This is a genomic window from Fictibacillus sp. 26RED30 (assembly GCF_015903845.1).
GTDB lineage: Bacteria > Bacillota > Bacilli > Bacillales > Fictibacillaceae > Fictibacillus > Fictibacillus phosphorivorans.
This window is the reverse complement of sequence record NZ_JACZDV010000001.1, coordinates 665,530-678,879: the sequence shown is the minus strand read 5'-3', so window position 1 is coordinate 678,879 and position 13,350 is coordinate 665,530. Positions and strand designations below refer to the sequence as shown.

Sequence of the window (13,350 nt, the reverse complement as noted above, 5' to 3'; positions counted from 1 at the left end):
TCTAAGACATTTCCTCCCTTTTTGGCGGAATCATTACCTACTTTTCTCCATCTTCGTTTTTAATACTATTCCATTCATCTTTTTCATTATATATGAAAAAATTCTATAATTGCAACGCTATGTCACAAATTACGTTCTATTTCGCTGTAATTCATACAAAAGGATACCTGTTGCTACTGAAACGTTCAGGGACTCCGCACTGCCGAAGATCGGAATTTTCACATTCAATGTTGATTCCTGTTGAAGGATCTCCTGCACACCTGCGCCTTCATTGCCCATGATCAAAGCAAATCCATCTACTTCAGGCGTTTCTCGCATATCTACAGCGTTTTGAAGTGAAGTCGATAATACCGGCAGATCATGTTCCTTACAGCGCTCAATTATCTCCAGAAGGTTCGCTTTCACGATTGGCAGATGAAACAACGATCCTTGCGTTGATCGAACGGTTTTACCATTATAAAGATCCGCTGTACCTTCACCTAAGAATACACCATCGAGGCCCGCGCTATCAGCTGTTCGAATAATCGTACCAAGATTTCCAGGGTCCTGAACACCGTCGATTAAAAGGTAGCGTCCTCCGTTTTTAATGAGTTCTTCAGATCGATCCATCATTTCACAAACGGCAATGATCCCTTGAGGTTTTTCCGTTTCAGAAAGCTGTTTCATTAATTTCGCCGGAACAGACCATAGGCTGAATTTTTCCTTTAACCACTTCTCGTTGATTTCAAAATTTTCTTCAACGATCACATGTTGAAGTTTTGCACCAGACGCGATTGCTTCTTCTATAAGATGTGGACCTTCAAGTAAAAAGGTCCCGGATTTTTCACGTTCTTTTTTGGTATGAAGTTTTTTCCATTGCTTCAAGGAAGCGTTGGATTCTGATTCAATGTGCTTCATTTTCAAGTGTTCTCCTTTAAATCATAAATATTTTACTTTTTTCTCATAAAACATGCTCAAATCGTACACAATAAAAAAAGAAAAAATTAATAGAGGTGCATATCCATGAATCTAGACTTAAGAAAAGCTGTATTGCATAATGTTACTGGCAATAATAAAGAGCAGTTACAAGATACGATCGTAGATGCTATCGAGAGTGGAGAAGAAAAAATGCTTCCTGGTCTTGGTGTTCTTTTTGAAGTAATCTGGAAAAATTCAGATCAGCAAAAGAAGGAAGAAATTTTAAACACACTTTCTGACGGCTTAAAGTAAAACCCGGGTTTCCGGGTTTTTTATTTTTGCTTAATGTTGATTATTTATTTTATTAATAGCCAGTATCTTGGCGTTCATGATTTACTTTATTCTTTGCAAAGTAAGCTTCTTCAATCTCCTCAAAAGAAAAACCGAGCTTCACGCCGAGCCCTAAAAATGTGTCAAAAAACGATTGGAATTCTTCGTTTGATAAAGATTTAGACCCCGATTGATATAGATTTAGAAATAAAGTATTGATATCTATCTTGTCCATTTTCTCGCTAAGATCAACCTCAGTGGTTATCTCTACCTCTTTAAAGCCCAAATCTAATCCTATCGATAAGACAAAATGTAGTCCGTCTACATATTCTTCTAAAATTACTTCTTTTTCAGAAGCAGGACGTTTACTCCAATATTTAAAGCATCTTGTTTCATTCGCTAGTTCACCAAGCTCAACAAGAAATGCTAATCTTCTTTGTTCAAATAATGATGAGTTATCAAGTTTATGTTCTTTTACTATGCGCATATTTAATTTGTTCTGCATCGAAAAGAGTTCTTTAATTTTCATGGTCCATCCCTGCCTTTCATACCTAAGCTATTATAACGTTAACTAGCCCTACATTCGAGGGTGAATTTTTAGTTGTTCTTAATACAAAGAATTCCATATTGAGAAAGACCTGTTAAGATTGGTGCTTTGATTTTATTAAATAACTTCATTTGCAAGTTGGTTGGAGCGGAAGGTGCGTGCCAACTACTTGAGAGTCTAAGGCATGTGACGAGGAAAATTTTCTACTAAGCATTAACGTGTAGACGCAGGAGCAAGAATCCTCTTAAGAGTACAAATGGGGCTCACCGTTCGCCTCATGGAAAGCGAGCAACATGGAGTGGAAATCAACCACTCAAAGAGCACCATCTAATGCAAAAAAATTTCTAAATAAAAAAGCACACCTTATGCAGGCATGCGTTGTTTTTGCTGATCTTCTCTCTCTTCCTCAAAGAACTCACTCCATTTGATCACCCATTCTTTTCTTCTCAATAAATAAAACAATACAGATAACGCGACAATGATAGCTGCAGAAGTAACGAGCGAGAGAGAAAGTAATACCGATCCGAACGAAGAATAGAAAATAGCGATCGGAACGTTTGATATGATACTAGCTTTTGTATACTCTTTGAAATTTGACGAGATCTCAATCAAGCATAGACTCAACAGATGAAAATGCATAAAGGGTATCATTTTTAAAATAGCAATCTGACCTACCGAGAACGGCATTCGTTTACCAATCCACTTTTTTTGCAGTTTTTTTACTTTTTTCATAAGCTTCGGCATGCTTTTCATTCCCCAGTAAAAAAGAACACTCGAGAGCGTAATCCCTATGACTGAATAGAATGCGCCGGCAACTGCACCAAACAAGATTCCTCCTGTAAGACAGATCAGCCCTACCGGTAGAAAGAAGAACTGTCGAAACGCTTGAAGAAGAATGAACAATAAAGGGGCAAAGATTCCACTGAACTTGAGCACCTCGATGAACACACTACTATTGTCTAACACGCACTCATCCCCCCTTTAAGTCAGCATATGACAGAAGACGAGCTCTATATGACAGAATGTTCGTATGCATAAACCATACTTCTTTTTGACACCTTAAAGATAGATTGTTTGCTTACATAGTTCTTAGTTTTTTAGGAGGAGTCCATCATGGATACAGTTGTACTCGCGAGAGCATTCTTTGGAACATCGCTAGGTTTTCATATTATTTTTGCAACCCTTGGTGTTGGTCTTCCCTTGATGATCGTCATCGCAGAAATCATACATCAAGTTAAAGGTGACAACGATTACGCCATTATGGCTAAGCGTTGGACAAAGGCTTTTGCCGTTTTATTGGGTGTTGCCATTCCATCAGGAACGATTGTCGGCGTTCAATTATCTTTGCTCTGGCCTGGGTTTATGGAAATTGTAGGAAAGGTTATTTCCCTTCCCTTTCAGATCGAGATCTTCGCTTTCTTCTTAGAAGCCTTATTCATGTCTATTTACGTATATGCGGCTGACAGGTTACCGAGATATTTCCGTTTGATATCTGTATTTTTTGTTGCACTTGGAGCTGTTGCGTCCGCCATCTTAATTTCAGCCGTTAATACGTGGATGAATACACCGGATGGATTTAAGATCAAACCAGATGGGACGATCTATGATGTCTCCCCTTGGGATGCTTTCTTCAATCCTAGCTTTCTATCCTCTTCCTTTCACGTTGCCATAACCGCTTATATGACCGGCGCTTTTGCCGTTGCTTCTGTAGCAGCATTTAAACTTTTAAAGAAGCGACCAGAGCGCGAACGGGCTTATCACTTGAAAGGGTTGTTCATGTCTCTTACCGTCGCTCTTTTGATGAGCTTTGTCTCTGCCATTTCTGGGCATCATTCCGCCCAAATTTTGCATCAGCATTCTCCTGAAAAACTAGCTGCTGCAGAAGGTCTGTTTGAGACTCAAAGATATGCACCACTCGCAATAGGTGGTTATACAGATCCTAAGACTGAGGAAGTGAAGTACGGGATCGAGATACCTTGGGCTCTAAGCTGGCTTGCTGCTGGCAAGTTTGATACAGAAGTGAAAGGACTGTACGAATTCCCTCGGGAAACATGGCCACCTTTTTATGTACACACGCTCTTTAACTTAATGGTCGGGATCGGAACACTTTTATTAGGTCTTGCAGCAGTGGCTTTAGCCTACTGGTGGTTCTTCGTAAAAAGAAGAGGAAAACCTTTTCCAAAGTGGCTGTTATGGTCTCTTGTTTTATCCGGACCACTTTCTATGCTCGGCATTGAGTTCGGGTGGGTTTTCAGCTGTAGCGGAAGACAACCATGGACCATCTATCGCGTTCAGACGACAGCGGAAGCTGCGACTAAGAATGAAGACCTTGGCGTGCTCTTCCTGTTATTTTTAGGTCTATATGCGCTACTCAGCGTTTTAACCGTTTTAATTTTAACAGCTTATTTCAAACGAAACCCTGTTTCAAAAGATATGGAAAAACTTCAGAGTTAGAAAGGAGGAATGAAGGATGAGCGAAGAAGTTTTAGCGATTCTGATGATGTGGACCTTTATCTTTATCTATAGCATTTTCGGTTCAATCGATTTTGGTGCTGGATTCTGGGCGATGATTTACAACAACCATAAAACGATGGCAGGAAGAATCGCAAATCGTTTCTTGTCTCCCACTTGGGAAATCACAAACACGTTCTTAGTTCTTTTAGTGGTTGCGTTCGTTGGTTTCTTTCCAAAGGGCGCGTACACTCTCGGAACGGTCATGCTCGTTCCAGTTTCTTTGATTCTCTTTTTACTTGCTATCCGAAGTGCATTTATGGTGTTCTCGTATTCCGTTCAAGGATATCGCAGAACGATGTTTATCATCTCGGGTATCTCTGGCCTGCTTATTCCATCCTTGCTAATAGCCGTTCTTCCTATTTCACAAGGGGGATTCATCGCTGTTGATGGTGATACTCAGAGCCTACTGCTATCAAAACTTCTCACAAGTCCAACCCTCTATTTGTATGTGCTTTTCGGGCTTACATCTGAGTTGTATCTTTCTTCGTTGTTTTTAGCAGATTACGCAAGAGTCTCGAAAAAAGAAGATGCCTATAGGTTATATCGGAGCAATGCGATTCTATTAGGACCACTTACGCTACTCGCCGCTCTCTTCACTTTGTTATTTATAACACCAGAATCTCGATGGCTCATCGATAATTTAATGGATCACAAGATCTGGTTTATTCTTTCTTTGATCGCCTTTCTTATTGCATACGCTTCTCTTTGGTGGCCAAAACAAAACCGCCCAGGAATTGGACGGCCGCGTCTTACACTATTAGCAACTGTTTTACAATACGGTCTTGCAAGTGTTGGTTATGGATTAGCTCATCTGCCATATATCGTATATCCTGATTTAACCATCTATGAGGCATTTACCGCACCAGAAACGTTTTATTCCTTAATGATTATGTATATCGTTGGTCTTGCCATCTTAGCACCAGGTTTCTATATTTTCTGGAGATTGTTCTTAAAAGACAAACGATACCTGCAACAGGAATAGTTTCTATATGAACCAGCCTGCTAAAACCGTTATAAACATACTTAAAAGAGGCAGCCCGTAACGAAACGAGGGATGCTTAGTCTTATGACGTAACTTCTTCATAGCAAGCCACATACCGGGTGCTCCACCAATAATAGCAATCAGCCAAAGTCTCGCTTCAGGGGTGCGCCATTCGCCTTTTTTGGCAGATAATTTGTCTCTTTTCATAACATAATAGGCGGCTACGTTTAAAATTATTAAATATATGATTAACACCTTGTTGTTTCCCTTCAGAATGAAAAAAGATCATCTCCATCAAATGAGGAAATGATCTTTTCTTTTTTTACTTAAGCTTTTAGGCTGTCTTTTGCTTTTGAAGCTAATTCAGCGAAAGCTTTTTCGTCTGTAATAGCGATCTCAGAAAGCATCTTACGGTTGATGTCGATACCCGCAAGTTTAAGACCGTGCATTAAACGGCTGTAAGAAAGACCGTTTGTACGAGCAGCAGCATTGATACGAGTGATCCAAAGCTTACGGAAGTCACGCTTCTTTTGACGACGGTCACGGTAAGCGTACATAAGTGATTTGAATACTTGTTGTTGTGCTACTTTAAATAATTTATGTTTGGAACCGAAATAGCCTTTAGCTAGTTTAAGAACTTTCTTACGACGACGACGTGTTACATAGCCACCTTTTACTCTTGGCATATTAAAAACCTCCTATTTTTAAATCGATTGATGAACGATTAACGTTTTTTGTAAGTTAACAATGTGCGGATACGCTTGTAGTCACCGCTGTGAACAAGTTTCGCTTTACGAAGCTTACGCTTAGCTTTAGTTGATTTGTTAGCAAACAAGTGACTAGTATAAGCGCGAGCACGCTTTAATTTACCTGATCCAGTTTTTCTAAAGCGCTTCGCAGCACCTTTATGAGTTTTCATTTTAGGCATAATGGTTATCCTCCCTGGTAAAAATTATTTTTCGGCTTTAGGCGCAAGGATAAGGAACATGCTACGACCTTCCATCTTCGGTTTCGTTTCAACCGTAGAAAGATCTTCACATTCTTTCGCTAACTTTTCCAATACCGTTTTTCCGATTTGAGAATGAGTGATTGCACGTCCACGGAAACGAATACTTGCTTTTACTTTGTCACCTTTTTCAAGGAACTTACGTGCATTTCTAAGCTTTGTATTAAAGTCGTTTTCCTCAATCGTTGGACTTAGACGAATCTCTTTAGTCGTAATGACCTTTTGATTTTTTCGTGCTTCACGATCTTTACGTTGTTGCTCGTATTTAAACTTACCGTAGTCCATGATACGACATACTGGCGGTTTAGCAGTTGCAGCAACGAGTACAAGGTCAAGATTTGCGTTTGTAGCAAGATCCAAAGCTTCTTGTCTAGATTTAATGCCAAGCTGGCTTCCATCAGGACCGATTAAGCGAACCTCACGAGCACGAATACCTTCATTGACAGACATGTCCTTACTAATAGTAAGTCACCTCCAAATTTTTTCAGTGAGTGTTTTAAAACACTCGACTTGTTATTTCTGCAAATAAAAAAAGCGTCGGCGCAACGATCACCCACACATAGTAAACCGGCTATGTACACTTTGACATGCCTGAATATCCATCTACCCATCAACAGCCTTTATTAGCGTCGAGTCAGGTGAGAAGCGGGTGCTTCTGCTTGTTTGATGCTTTTGCTTATTTTATTAACCTTACATACTATAACACATTGGAGATATGCGTGTCAAACAACGAATGTAATAACAGCAACGAAATTAATTTTACTTCGTTTACGAAAGGAATGCAAGAGTTTTTTTATTCGCCTTTTATGTTTTGTTGTTTTACTGTCCACTCTTGAATAATTACTGTCCACTTTCAGTAATATACTGTCCACATTGAGCATTTTACTGTCCACTTTTCATTTCCCTATAAAAAAAGACGGCCAATTCAACATTGGCCGCTCTCTTTAATACCTTATCTCTTTTCGTTAATTTGAGCTAAAATCTTATCTCGGAAATCTTCATAAGAAACTGTCTCTGACTTTTGCTCACCATATTTACGAACGTTAACTGCATTGTCTTCGATCTCTTTATCACCTAGAACTAGCATGTAAGGAATCTTTTTCATCTGAGCTTCACGGATCTTATAGCCCATCTTTTCATTTCTAGTATCGATTTCAACACGAACAGCATGTTTCTTCAGATCTTCTTGTAGCTTATACGCATACTCATTATGAACATCAGATACAGGAATTAGTTTCACTTGAACAGGAGCTAACCAAGTTGGGAACGCTCCAGCAAAGTGCTCAACCAAGATCCCTAGGAAACGGTCGATCGAACCATAGATCGCACGGTGGATAACGACCGGACGAACCTTTTGATTGTTTTCATCTACATACGTTAGATCGAACTTTTCTGGCATTTGGAAGTCTAACTGAATTGTTGCACACTGATGACTTCTCTTCAGAGCATCTTTAATATGGAAGTCAATTTTAGGACCGTAGAACGCTCCATCTCCCTCGTTTAGATGATAGTTCATTCCAAGATCTTCTAGAACGTTTTTCAATGCGCCTTCAGCTTGTTCCCATAAACGGTCATCACCCATAGAATCCTCTGGACGAGTTGAAAGTTCTACGGAATATTCAAATCCAAAAGTGCTGTAGATTTTATCAACTAACTTAAATACGTTCTTGATCTCACTTTCGATCTGCTGTGGTGTTACAAAGATATGCGCATCGTCTTGGCAGAACGTACGAACACGGATCATACCGTTTAGTGCACCACTATATTCGTGACGGTGTACTTGACCGAACTCAGCCATACGTACTGGAAGATCTCTGTATGAATGTAGTTTGTTCTTAAAGATCAGCATGTGACCTGGACAGTTCATCGGCTTCATCGCAAACTTTGTATCATCCACTTCAGAGAAGTACATGTTTTCATGATAATGATCCCAGTGTCCCGATTGTTCCCATAGACGCTGATTCATCATAAATGGAGTACGCACTTCATCATAATCCACTTGGCGTTGAAGTTCGCGAGAGAAATTCTCAAGCTCAGTACGGATTGTTTGACCGTTAGGAAGATAGAACGGCATTCCCGGTGCTTCTTCTGAGAACATGAATAACTCTAGTTCTTTTCCTAGTTTACGGTGATCACGTTTTTGAGCTTCCTCAATAAAGTGAAGATACTCATCAAGATCTTTTTGGCTTAAGAACGCTGAACCATAAATACGTTGAAGCATTTGGTTGTCACTGTCTCCACGCCAGTATGCACCAGAAATGCTCATTAATTTATAGGCTTTGATTTTTCCAGTTGAAGGAACGTGCGGCCCTCGGCAAAGGTCAAAGAATTCACCTTGCTCATAAATCGTAATCTTTTCACCCTCTGGAAGGTCACGAATCAGTTCCAGCTTTAAGTGATCATTCAATTTTTCGTAAATCTCGAGAGCTTCTTCACGACTAACTTCTTTACGTACGATCGGAAGGTTTTCATTTACGATCTTCTTCATTTCTTTTTCGATCGCAGGCAGATCTTCTGGTGTTAAGTTATGAGACATATCTACATCATAGTAGAAGCCGTTATCGATAACTGGTCCAATCCCTAATTTCACGTCTGGGTAAAGGCGCTTAAGTGCTTGAGCTAGTAGATGGGCATTCGAGTGTCTTGTCATTTCAAGACCTTCTTTAGAATCCTGCATTACGATCTCGATCGATGCATCTTCTTCGATAGGACGTGAAAAATCAAATAATTGTCCGTTTACTTTCCCTGCAACTGCTTTTTTCTTTAAACTAGGGCTGATACTCTCTGCTACTTGTTCAGAAGTAACGCCTTTAGGAAATTCCTTGACTGATCCGTCAGGGAACTTAATTGAAATTGACGACATGTAAAACATCTCCTTTTTAGTTCGGGTTCCTCTCTGATTGAAAACAAAAAACACCCGCCCCTATAGAAGGGACGAGTGATTATCTCGTGGTTCCACCCTTGTTCCGACAACTTTTAACAAGCCAATCGGCACTCGGACAGTATAACGGACTGCGGCCGTCAGCGATTACTATAAATTTTCACCGCTGAAGTTCCAAGGTGGTAAAGCACTTTTCCGTGTTAGGAAGCTTTCAGCCTAGACTTCCCTCTCTATGAACCGTAAAAATATGCTTCGTGTCCTTATCAATACAGATTGAATGATAAAATTATACACCTATTATATGCAGTCGTTTTTCAAAAAGCAAGAGGACTCTGTAAGTTTATGACTTTTTTTTACGATAAGACCGATGTTCTCTGTAGGACATCCTCTCAATTGGTGTAATCGTAACCTTTTCCTGAAAGATGTTCTTCACAGTATGAAGCAATGGATGATCGATATCATAAGCATAAATCCTAGCGGAATTTGGAGAGATTCCAACTAACGGACCTAAAAGTCTTTCATCTAGATTCGTTACATTTGTTAGCCGCAGTGCCTTTTCATGGAACATCATCAATTCAGTATGAGTCAATTGATTTTGATGTTCATCAAAAAGAAGAATCTGCTCTTGTTCAAAAATAATTACGATATCTGCTGAAGTAAATGTTCTTTGTTTCGTTAAGCACGTTCTTAATTGCTCGACGAACATTTGGTACTCTAGTTCTAGCTTGTACTCATCGATAGCACATTCAACAATCTTCAACAAAGTTGCTAAATACTCTTTCAGCCTGAATTTAATAAATGATTCAAACTCTAAAAAATCTGTCTTTGCCTCGAGAATCGATTCCCATTGACTTCGGATCAGTTCATTTAAGTCTGGCAGATGTTTGACATCAGGTATACCTTCAATTTCTCCGAGTATGATGCTTTTTGTGATAGATAAGATCTCTTTTTGTTCTGCTGAATCAGTGTAACAAAATGCTTGTTCGATCATTTCCTTCAAACAAATATCCTCTACTTTATTTCGAGTAAATTCCGTTAACACATCCAATATGAACGTTTTCCTCTGATGTATGTGCAGTTCAAGAATTTTTGAAGAAGCTTCAGATAATTTGGCAAAGGAAGGGTTTATTCTATGCTCAGCTGCCATTCTGATCATTTTCTTCAAAACAGCTATACCATCTGATGGGTGTGAAAAAGCAATCGCGACCAAATAAGTCCCCCCCATATAAAATCCTCAATAATACACTATATGGGACGAGGTCCTAAAACATGTTACTTACAAAAGAAAAAACAACCCTTTGGGTAGGGTTGTTCTTAATAAACAAATTTACGCTCGATTCTGGATAAGATAAACGCCATGCCAAGCGTTAAGATTAAGTACATTAAAGCGGCAGTCATGTATGGTTCCCACGGTCGGTAGTATTGGCCCATCATCGCTCTCGCGTAATACATCAATTCTGGCGTAGCAATAATGGAAACTAAAGATGAATCCTTAATTAGTACAATAAATTCGTTGCCTAGAGGCGGTATCATCCTTCTAGACGCTTGTGGAAGAATGACATGTTTCATAGCTTGTACATGATTCATGCCTAGAGAGCGAGCTGCTTCCATCTGCCCTTTATCGATAGATTGAATACCCGCTCTGAAGATCTCCGCAATATATGCAGCAGCGTTAAGCGAAAGAGCTAGTACGCTTGAAATGAACACGTTTGGCGGCTTCATAAAGAGCGGCATAAGTGCTGAATGAATCAACAGAATCTGAACGAGTAATGGAGTGCCTCGAAAAAAACTGATATACCACATGCACGGAAGGTGAATAAAAGGATTCTTTACCATTTTGCCGAGCCCAATAAATAGTCCTAATAGCGTACCAAATAGAATCGCTAAAAATGATAACTGTACCGTCACCCATGTCCCTTTTAAAAACAAAGGCATGTAATCACTGATAATCTGTAAAGAATATTCCATGTAGACCTCCTGAGAATGTTATTGTTTCAGCACATCTACATTTGGTTCTTCACCAAACCATTTTTTATAGATTTCAGCATATTTCCCATCATCGATGACTTTTTTCATCGCTTTGTTGATCTCTTCTTGATGTTCACCATCTTTAGGGAAGATGATTCCGTAAAATTCGCTATCGAAATTTTCTTTATCGCTGATAGTTACTAGTTTTTTATCTGGATTGTTCTTTTCATATTCTTGCACTACGGCGTTATCTGCTACAACAGCTTCTACTTCACCGTTTAAAAGTGCTTGTATCGCTAATACATTGTTTTCATATTTCTTTATGTTTTCACTCTTACCAAACATTTTTTCTAGTGCCTCTTGACCGGTCGTTCCGTTTTGCACACTAACCTTCATGCCCTCTAAGTCCTTTGCACTTTTAATCGACGTTCCTTCTTTCGCTAAAATCATGTTAATCGATTCAAAATATGGTGAGGAAAAATCATAACTTTTCTTACGTTCGTCATTAATCGTAATTGCCGAAATACCCGCATCAACTTCTTCATTCTGAAGAGCGATAAATAAAGGATCCCATCCTTTATTTGTTAATTCATAATCTAGCCCTGCTTCTTTCATCACGGCATCAAGCAGATCTACATCGAATCCTACAATTTTTTCACCATCTAAGGATTCAAAGGGGGCATATGCTGCATCAGTACCAACCGTGAGCTTTTCACCAGAACCGGACCCCGATCCAGAATCAGCACTTCCGCAGGCTACAAGAAACGCAGCAGATAAACCTATTAGTCCCATTTTAAATTTTCGTTTCATTCCCATTTTTATATTTCCCCCTTTATTCTAAATATTCTTATATTATACACAAAATTTTAAATATAAGGAAAATTAAGATAATTATTTTTAATACGAAAGTCACTCATTACCATTGGGATATAAAACAAAAGCCCCGTCTTGTAGTCATTTGTGTCATCTAAATTCGGCTTGTGCCTCTATGACAATCATAAAAGTTAAATCATCCATCCAAATGAACGAAAAAAGCACTCGACATAAATATGCCAAGTGCTTCACTGTTAATTTTGCATAACAAAATCTTTTTCAGCTTTTTCTTCATCTTCAAACACACGAAGTGTTTCATATTTTGTATTTCGTTGAGCAGGAATCTTACCTGCTTCACGAATCAATCGAAGTGTTAAATTCGTGTTTACTTTGTGAGTCGTTCCAGCTGCTGAAACAACGTTCTCTTCCATCATCGTGCTGCCAAAGTCATTGCAGCCATAGTGGAGAGATTTTTTACCAACTTCTGGCCCCATCGTAACCCATGAAGATTGGAAGTTAGGAATGTTATCTAGGAAGATTCGAGAGATCGCAACATTTTTGAGATATTCTCTCGGCGTTGTCTTTTCAGCCTTCATATTTGTGTTATCCGGCTGAAATGTCCAAGAGATGAAAGCCAAGAAACAATCCGTCTCGTCTTGTGCATCACGAACACGCTGTAAATGAAGGGCACGTTCTTCGAATGTTTCTCCAAATCCAATGACCATCGTAGCAGTAGAATGCAAACCAACTTTTTTAGCTGTTTTCATACAGTCGATCCACTCTGTCCACGAGCCTTTAAGTTTGCTAATCTTCTTACGAGTGCGGTCATCTAAAATTTCTGCTCCCCCACCTGGAAGAGAATCAAGTCCAGCTTCTTTCAGTTCTCTGAGCACTTCCTCTAGAGACAGACCAGATACTTCAACCATCTTCCATACTTCTGCTGGTGAAAATGAATGCATCGTGATATCAAAGCGCTTTTTGATCTCTCTTAATAAGTCCGTATAGTAGCTGAATGGCAAGTTAGGATTTGTTCCACCTTGCATTAGAATTTCTGTACCGCCTACATCAACTGTCTCTTGAATCTTTTGGAAGATCACATCATCATCCAACACATAACCTTCACTGCTTCCTGGCGCTCTATAAAATGCGCAGAACCTGCAATATGTATCACAAAAATTTGTATAGTTTACGTTACGGCCAATAACGAATGAGGTGATCGGTTCAGGATGCCACCTTTTCATAATAATATCCGCAACTTCTCCCATGCGTTCTACTTCATCACTTTCATAAAGTTTAACGGCATCTTCTACCGATAAACGTTCGCCATCTAAAGCTTTTTGTAAAATAGATTCTATACTCATCGGTAACCTCCGAATACAATGTCTTAAGATCTTGTCTGTTCTTATCCTATC

At 39.3% G+C, this 13,350-nt stretch carries 15 protein-coding genes and 3 other annotated features (1 of these 18 only partly in view); of the genes, 3 read left to right on the top strand and 12 right to left on the bottom strand.

From position 1 onward, the window contains the following. Positions 1 to 63: a binding site (T-box leader), on the bottom strand; it reaches 159 nt to the left of the window's first position. Positions 64 to 129: 66 nt separating this feature from the next. Continuing rightward, positions 130 to 897, bottom strand: coding sequence for a TrmH family RNA methyltransferase (locus tag IHV11_RS03345; RefSeq protein WP_197193686.1), 768 nt, complete (start codon positions 895 to 897; stop codon positions 130 to 132). Between the two features lie 105 nt (positions 898 to 1,002). Here IHV11_RS03345 and sspI point away from each other — a divergent pair, with 105 nt between their 5' ends. Then, positions 1,003 to 1,209 (top strand): small acid-soluble spore protein SspI, encoded by a 207-nt coding sequence (sspI, locus tag IHV11_RS03340; protein WP_066396708.1) that lies wholly within the window; start codon positions 1,003 to 1,005, stop codon positions 1,207 to 1,209. Positions 1,210 to 1,261: 52 nt separating this feature from the next. Here the strand turns inward: sspI and IHV11_RS03335 are convergent, their stop codons facing one another. Beyond that, entirely contained in the window at positions 1,262 to 1,756 is a 495-nt protein-coding gene (locus tag IHV11_RS03335; protein ID WP_197193685.1) for a dUTP diphosphatase, read from the bottom strand. Positions 1,757 to 2,137: 381 nt separating this feature from the next. Further along, a complete protein-coding gene (locus IHV11_RS03330) occupies positions 2,138 to 2,740 on the bottom strand; it encodes a TVP38/TMEM64 family protein (protein WP_197189555.1) in 603 nt (200 codons plus the stop codon). A 147-nt stretch (positions 2,741 to 2,887) separates the two neighbouring features. On the opposite strand from IHV11_RS03330, the gene IHV11_RS03325 reads away from it, so the two are divergent. Both IHV11_RS03325 and IHV11_RS03320 read left to right on the top strand, forming a co-directional pair. Then, a complete protein-coding gene (locus IHV11_RS03325; protein WP_197193684.1) occupies positions 2,888 to 4,228 on the top strand; it encodes a cytochrome ubiquinol oxidase subunit I in 1,341 nt (446 codons plus the stop codon). Between the two features lie 16 nt (positions 4,229 to 4,244). Continuing rightward, positions 4,245 to 5,270 carry a cytochrome d ubiquinol oxidase subunit II gene (locus IHV11_RS03320; RefSeq protein ID WP_197131498.1) on the top strand — a complete coding sequence of 342 codons (1,026 nt, stop codon included), beginning with the start codon at positions 4,245 to 4,247 and terminating at the stop codon, positions 5,268 to 5,270. A 3-nt stretch (positions 5,271 to 5,273) separates the two neighbouring features. Here the strand turns inward: IHV11_RS03320 and IHV11_RS03315 are convergent, their stop codons facing one another. The 9 genes from IHV11_RS03315 to mqnC form a co-directional block, all read right to left on the bottom strand. Then, a complete protein-coding gene (locus IHV11_RS03315; RefSeq protein WP_269148762.1) occupies positions 5,274 to 5,525 on the bottom strand; it encodes a DUF1294 domain-containing protein in 252 nt (83 codons plus the stop codon). A 71-nt stretch (positions 5,526 to 5,596) separates the two neighbouring features. Next, positions 5,597 to 5,956, bottom strand: coding sequence for a 50S ribosomal protein L20 (gene rplT / locus IHV11_RS03310; RefSeq protein WP_066291543.1), 360 nt, complete (start codon positions 5,954 to 5,956; stop codon positions 5,597 to 5,599). A gap of 38 nt (positions 5,957 to 5,994) precedes the next feature. Beyond that, positions 5,995 to 6,198: a 50S ribosomal protein L35 gene (gene rpmI, locus IHV11_RS03305; protein WP_066243622.1), complete on the bottom strand. Its 204-nt coding sequence runs from the start codon at positions 6,196 to 6,198 to the stop codon at positions 5,995 to 5,997. 24 nt (positions 6,199 to 6,222) lie between these two features. Next, a complete protein-coding gene (gene infC, locus IHV11_RS03300) occupies positions 6,223 to 6,726 on the bottom strand; it encodes a translation initiation factor IF-3 (RefSeq protein WP_066396718.1) in 504 nt (167 codons plus the stop codon). 72 nt (positions 6,727 to 6,798) lie between these two features. After that, positions 6,799 to 6,943: a sequence feature (ribosomal protein L20 leader region), on the bottom strand. Between the two features lie 285 nt (positions 6,944 to 7,228). Then, a complete protein-coding gene (gene thrS, locus IHV11_RS03295) occupies positions 7,229 to 9,139 on the bottom strand; it encodes a threonine--tRNA ligase (protein WP_197131501.1) in 1,911 nt (636 codons plus the stop codon). A 64-nt stretch (positions 9,140 to 9,203) separates the two neighbouring features. Then, positions 9,204 to 9,433: a binding site (T-box leader), on the bottom strand. 64 nt (positions 9,434 to 9,497) lie between these two features. After that, positions 9,498 to 10,382, bottom strand: coding sequence for a sporulation protein YtxC (gene ytxC / locus IHV11_RS03290; protein WP_197193683.1), 885 nt, complete (start codon positions 10,380 to 10,382; stop codon positions 9,498 to 9,500). A gap of 89 nt (positions 10,383 to 10,471) precedes the next feature. After that, positions 10,472 to 11,125, bottom strand: a complete 654-nt coding sequence (locus IHV11_RS03285) for an amino acid ABC transporter permease (RefSeq protein ID WP_197131504.1) — start codon at positions 11,123 to 11,125, stop codon at positions 10,472 to 10,474. 18 nt (positions 11,126 to 11,143) lie between these two features. Further along, on the bottom strand, positions 11,144 to 11,935 hold the full coding sequence (locus tag IHV11_RS03280) for a basic amino acid ABC transporter substrate-binding protein (RefSeq protein ID WP_197194906.1): 792 nt from the start codon (positions 11,933 to 11,935) through the stop codon (positions 11,144 to 11,146). A 257-nt stretch (positions 11,936 to 12,192) separates the two neighbouring features. Next, positions 12,193 to 13,299, bottom strand: a complete 1,107-nt coding sequence (gene mqnC / locus IHV11_RS03275; protein ID WP_197131506.1) for a cyclic dehypoxanthinyl futalosine synthase — start codon at positions 13,297 to 13,299, stop codon at positions 12,193 to 12,195. Positions 13,300 to 13,350 lie beyond the last annotated feature (51 nt).

Excerpts from the sequence above, each read along its gene's own strand:
- sspI (WP_066396708.1), top strand. The coding sequence starts at position 1,003 with ATGAATCTAGACTTAAGAAAAGCTGTATTGCATAATGTTACTGGCAAT.
- IHV11_RS03280 (WP_197194906.1), bottom strand. The coding sequence starts at position 11,935 with ATGAAACGAAAATTTAAAATGGGACTAATAGGTTTATCTGCTGCGTTT.
- thrS (WP_197131501.1), bottom strand. The coding sequence starts at position 9,139 with ATGTCGTCAATTTCAATTAAGTTCCCTGACGGATCAGTCAAGGAATTT.
- infC (WP_066396718.1), bottom strand. The coding sequence starts at position 6,726 with ATGTCTGTCAATGAAGGTATTCGTGCTCGTGAGGTTCGCTTAATCGGT.
- rplT (WP_066291543.1), bottom strand. The coding sequence starts at position 5,956 with ATGCCAAGAGTAAAAGGTGGCTATGTAACACGTCGTCGTCGTAAGAAA.
- IHV11_RS03285 (WP_197131504.1), bottom strand. The coding sequence starts at position 11,125 with ATGGAATATTCTTTACAGATTATCAGTGATTACATGCCTTTGTTTTTA.
- IHV11_RS03335 (WP_197193685.1), bottom strand. The coding sequence starts at position 1,756 with ATGAAAATTAAAGAACTCTTTTCGATGCAGAACAAATTAAATATGCGC.
- ytxC (WP_197193683.1), bottom strand. The coding sequence starts at position 10,382 with ATGGGGGGGACTTATTTGGTCGCGATTGCTTTTTCACACCCATCAGAT.
- IHV11_RS03345 (WP_197193686.1), bottom strand. The coding sequence starts at position 897 with ATGAAGCACATTGAATCAGAATCCAACGCTTCCTTGAAGCAATGGAAA.
- IHV11_RS03325 (WP_197193684.1), top strand. The coding sequence starts at position 2,888 with ATGGATACAGTTGTACTCGCGAGAGCATTCTTTGGAACATCGCTAGGT.
- rpmI (WP_066243622.1), bottom strand. The coding sequence starts at position 6,198 with ATGCCTAAAATGAAAACTCATAAAGGTGCTGCGAAGCGCTTTAGAAAA.
- IHV11_RS03320 (WP_197131498.1), top strand. The coding sequence starts at position 4,245 with ATGAGCGAAGAAGTTTTAGCGATTCTGATGATGTGGACCTTTATCTTT.
- mqnC (WP_197131506.1), bottom strand. The coding sequence starts at position 13,299 with ATGAGTATAGAATCTATTTTACAAAAAGCTTTAGATGGCGAACGTTTA.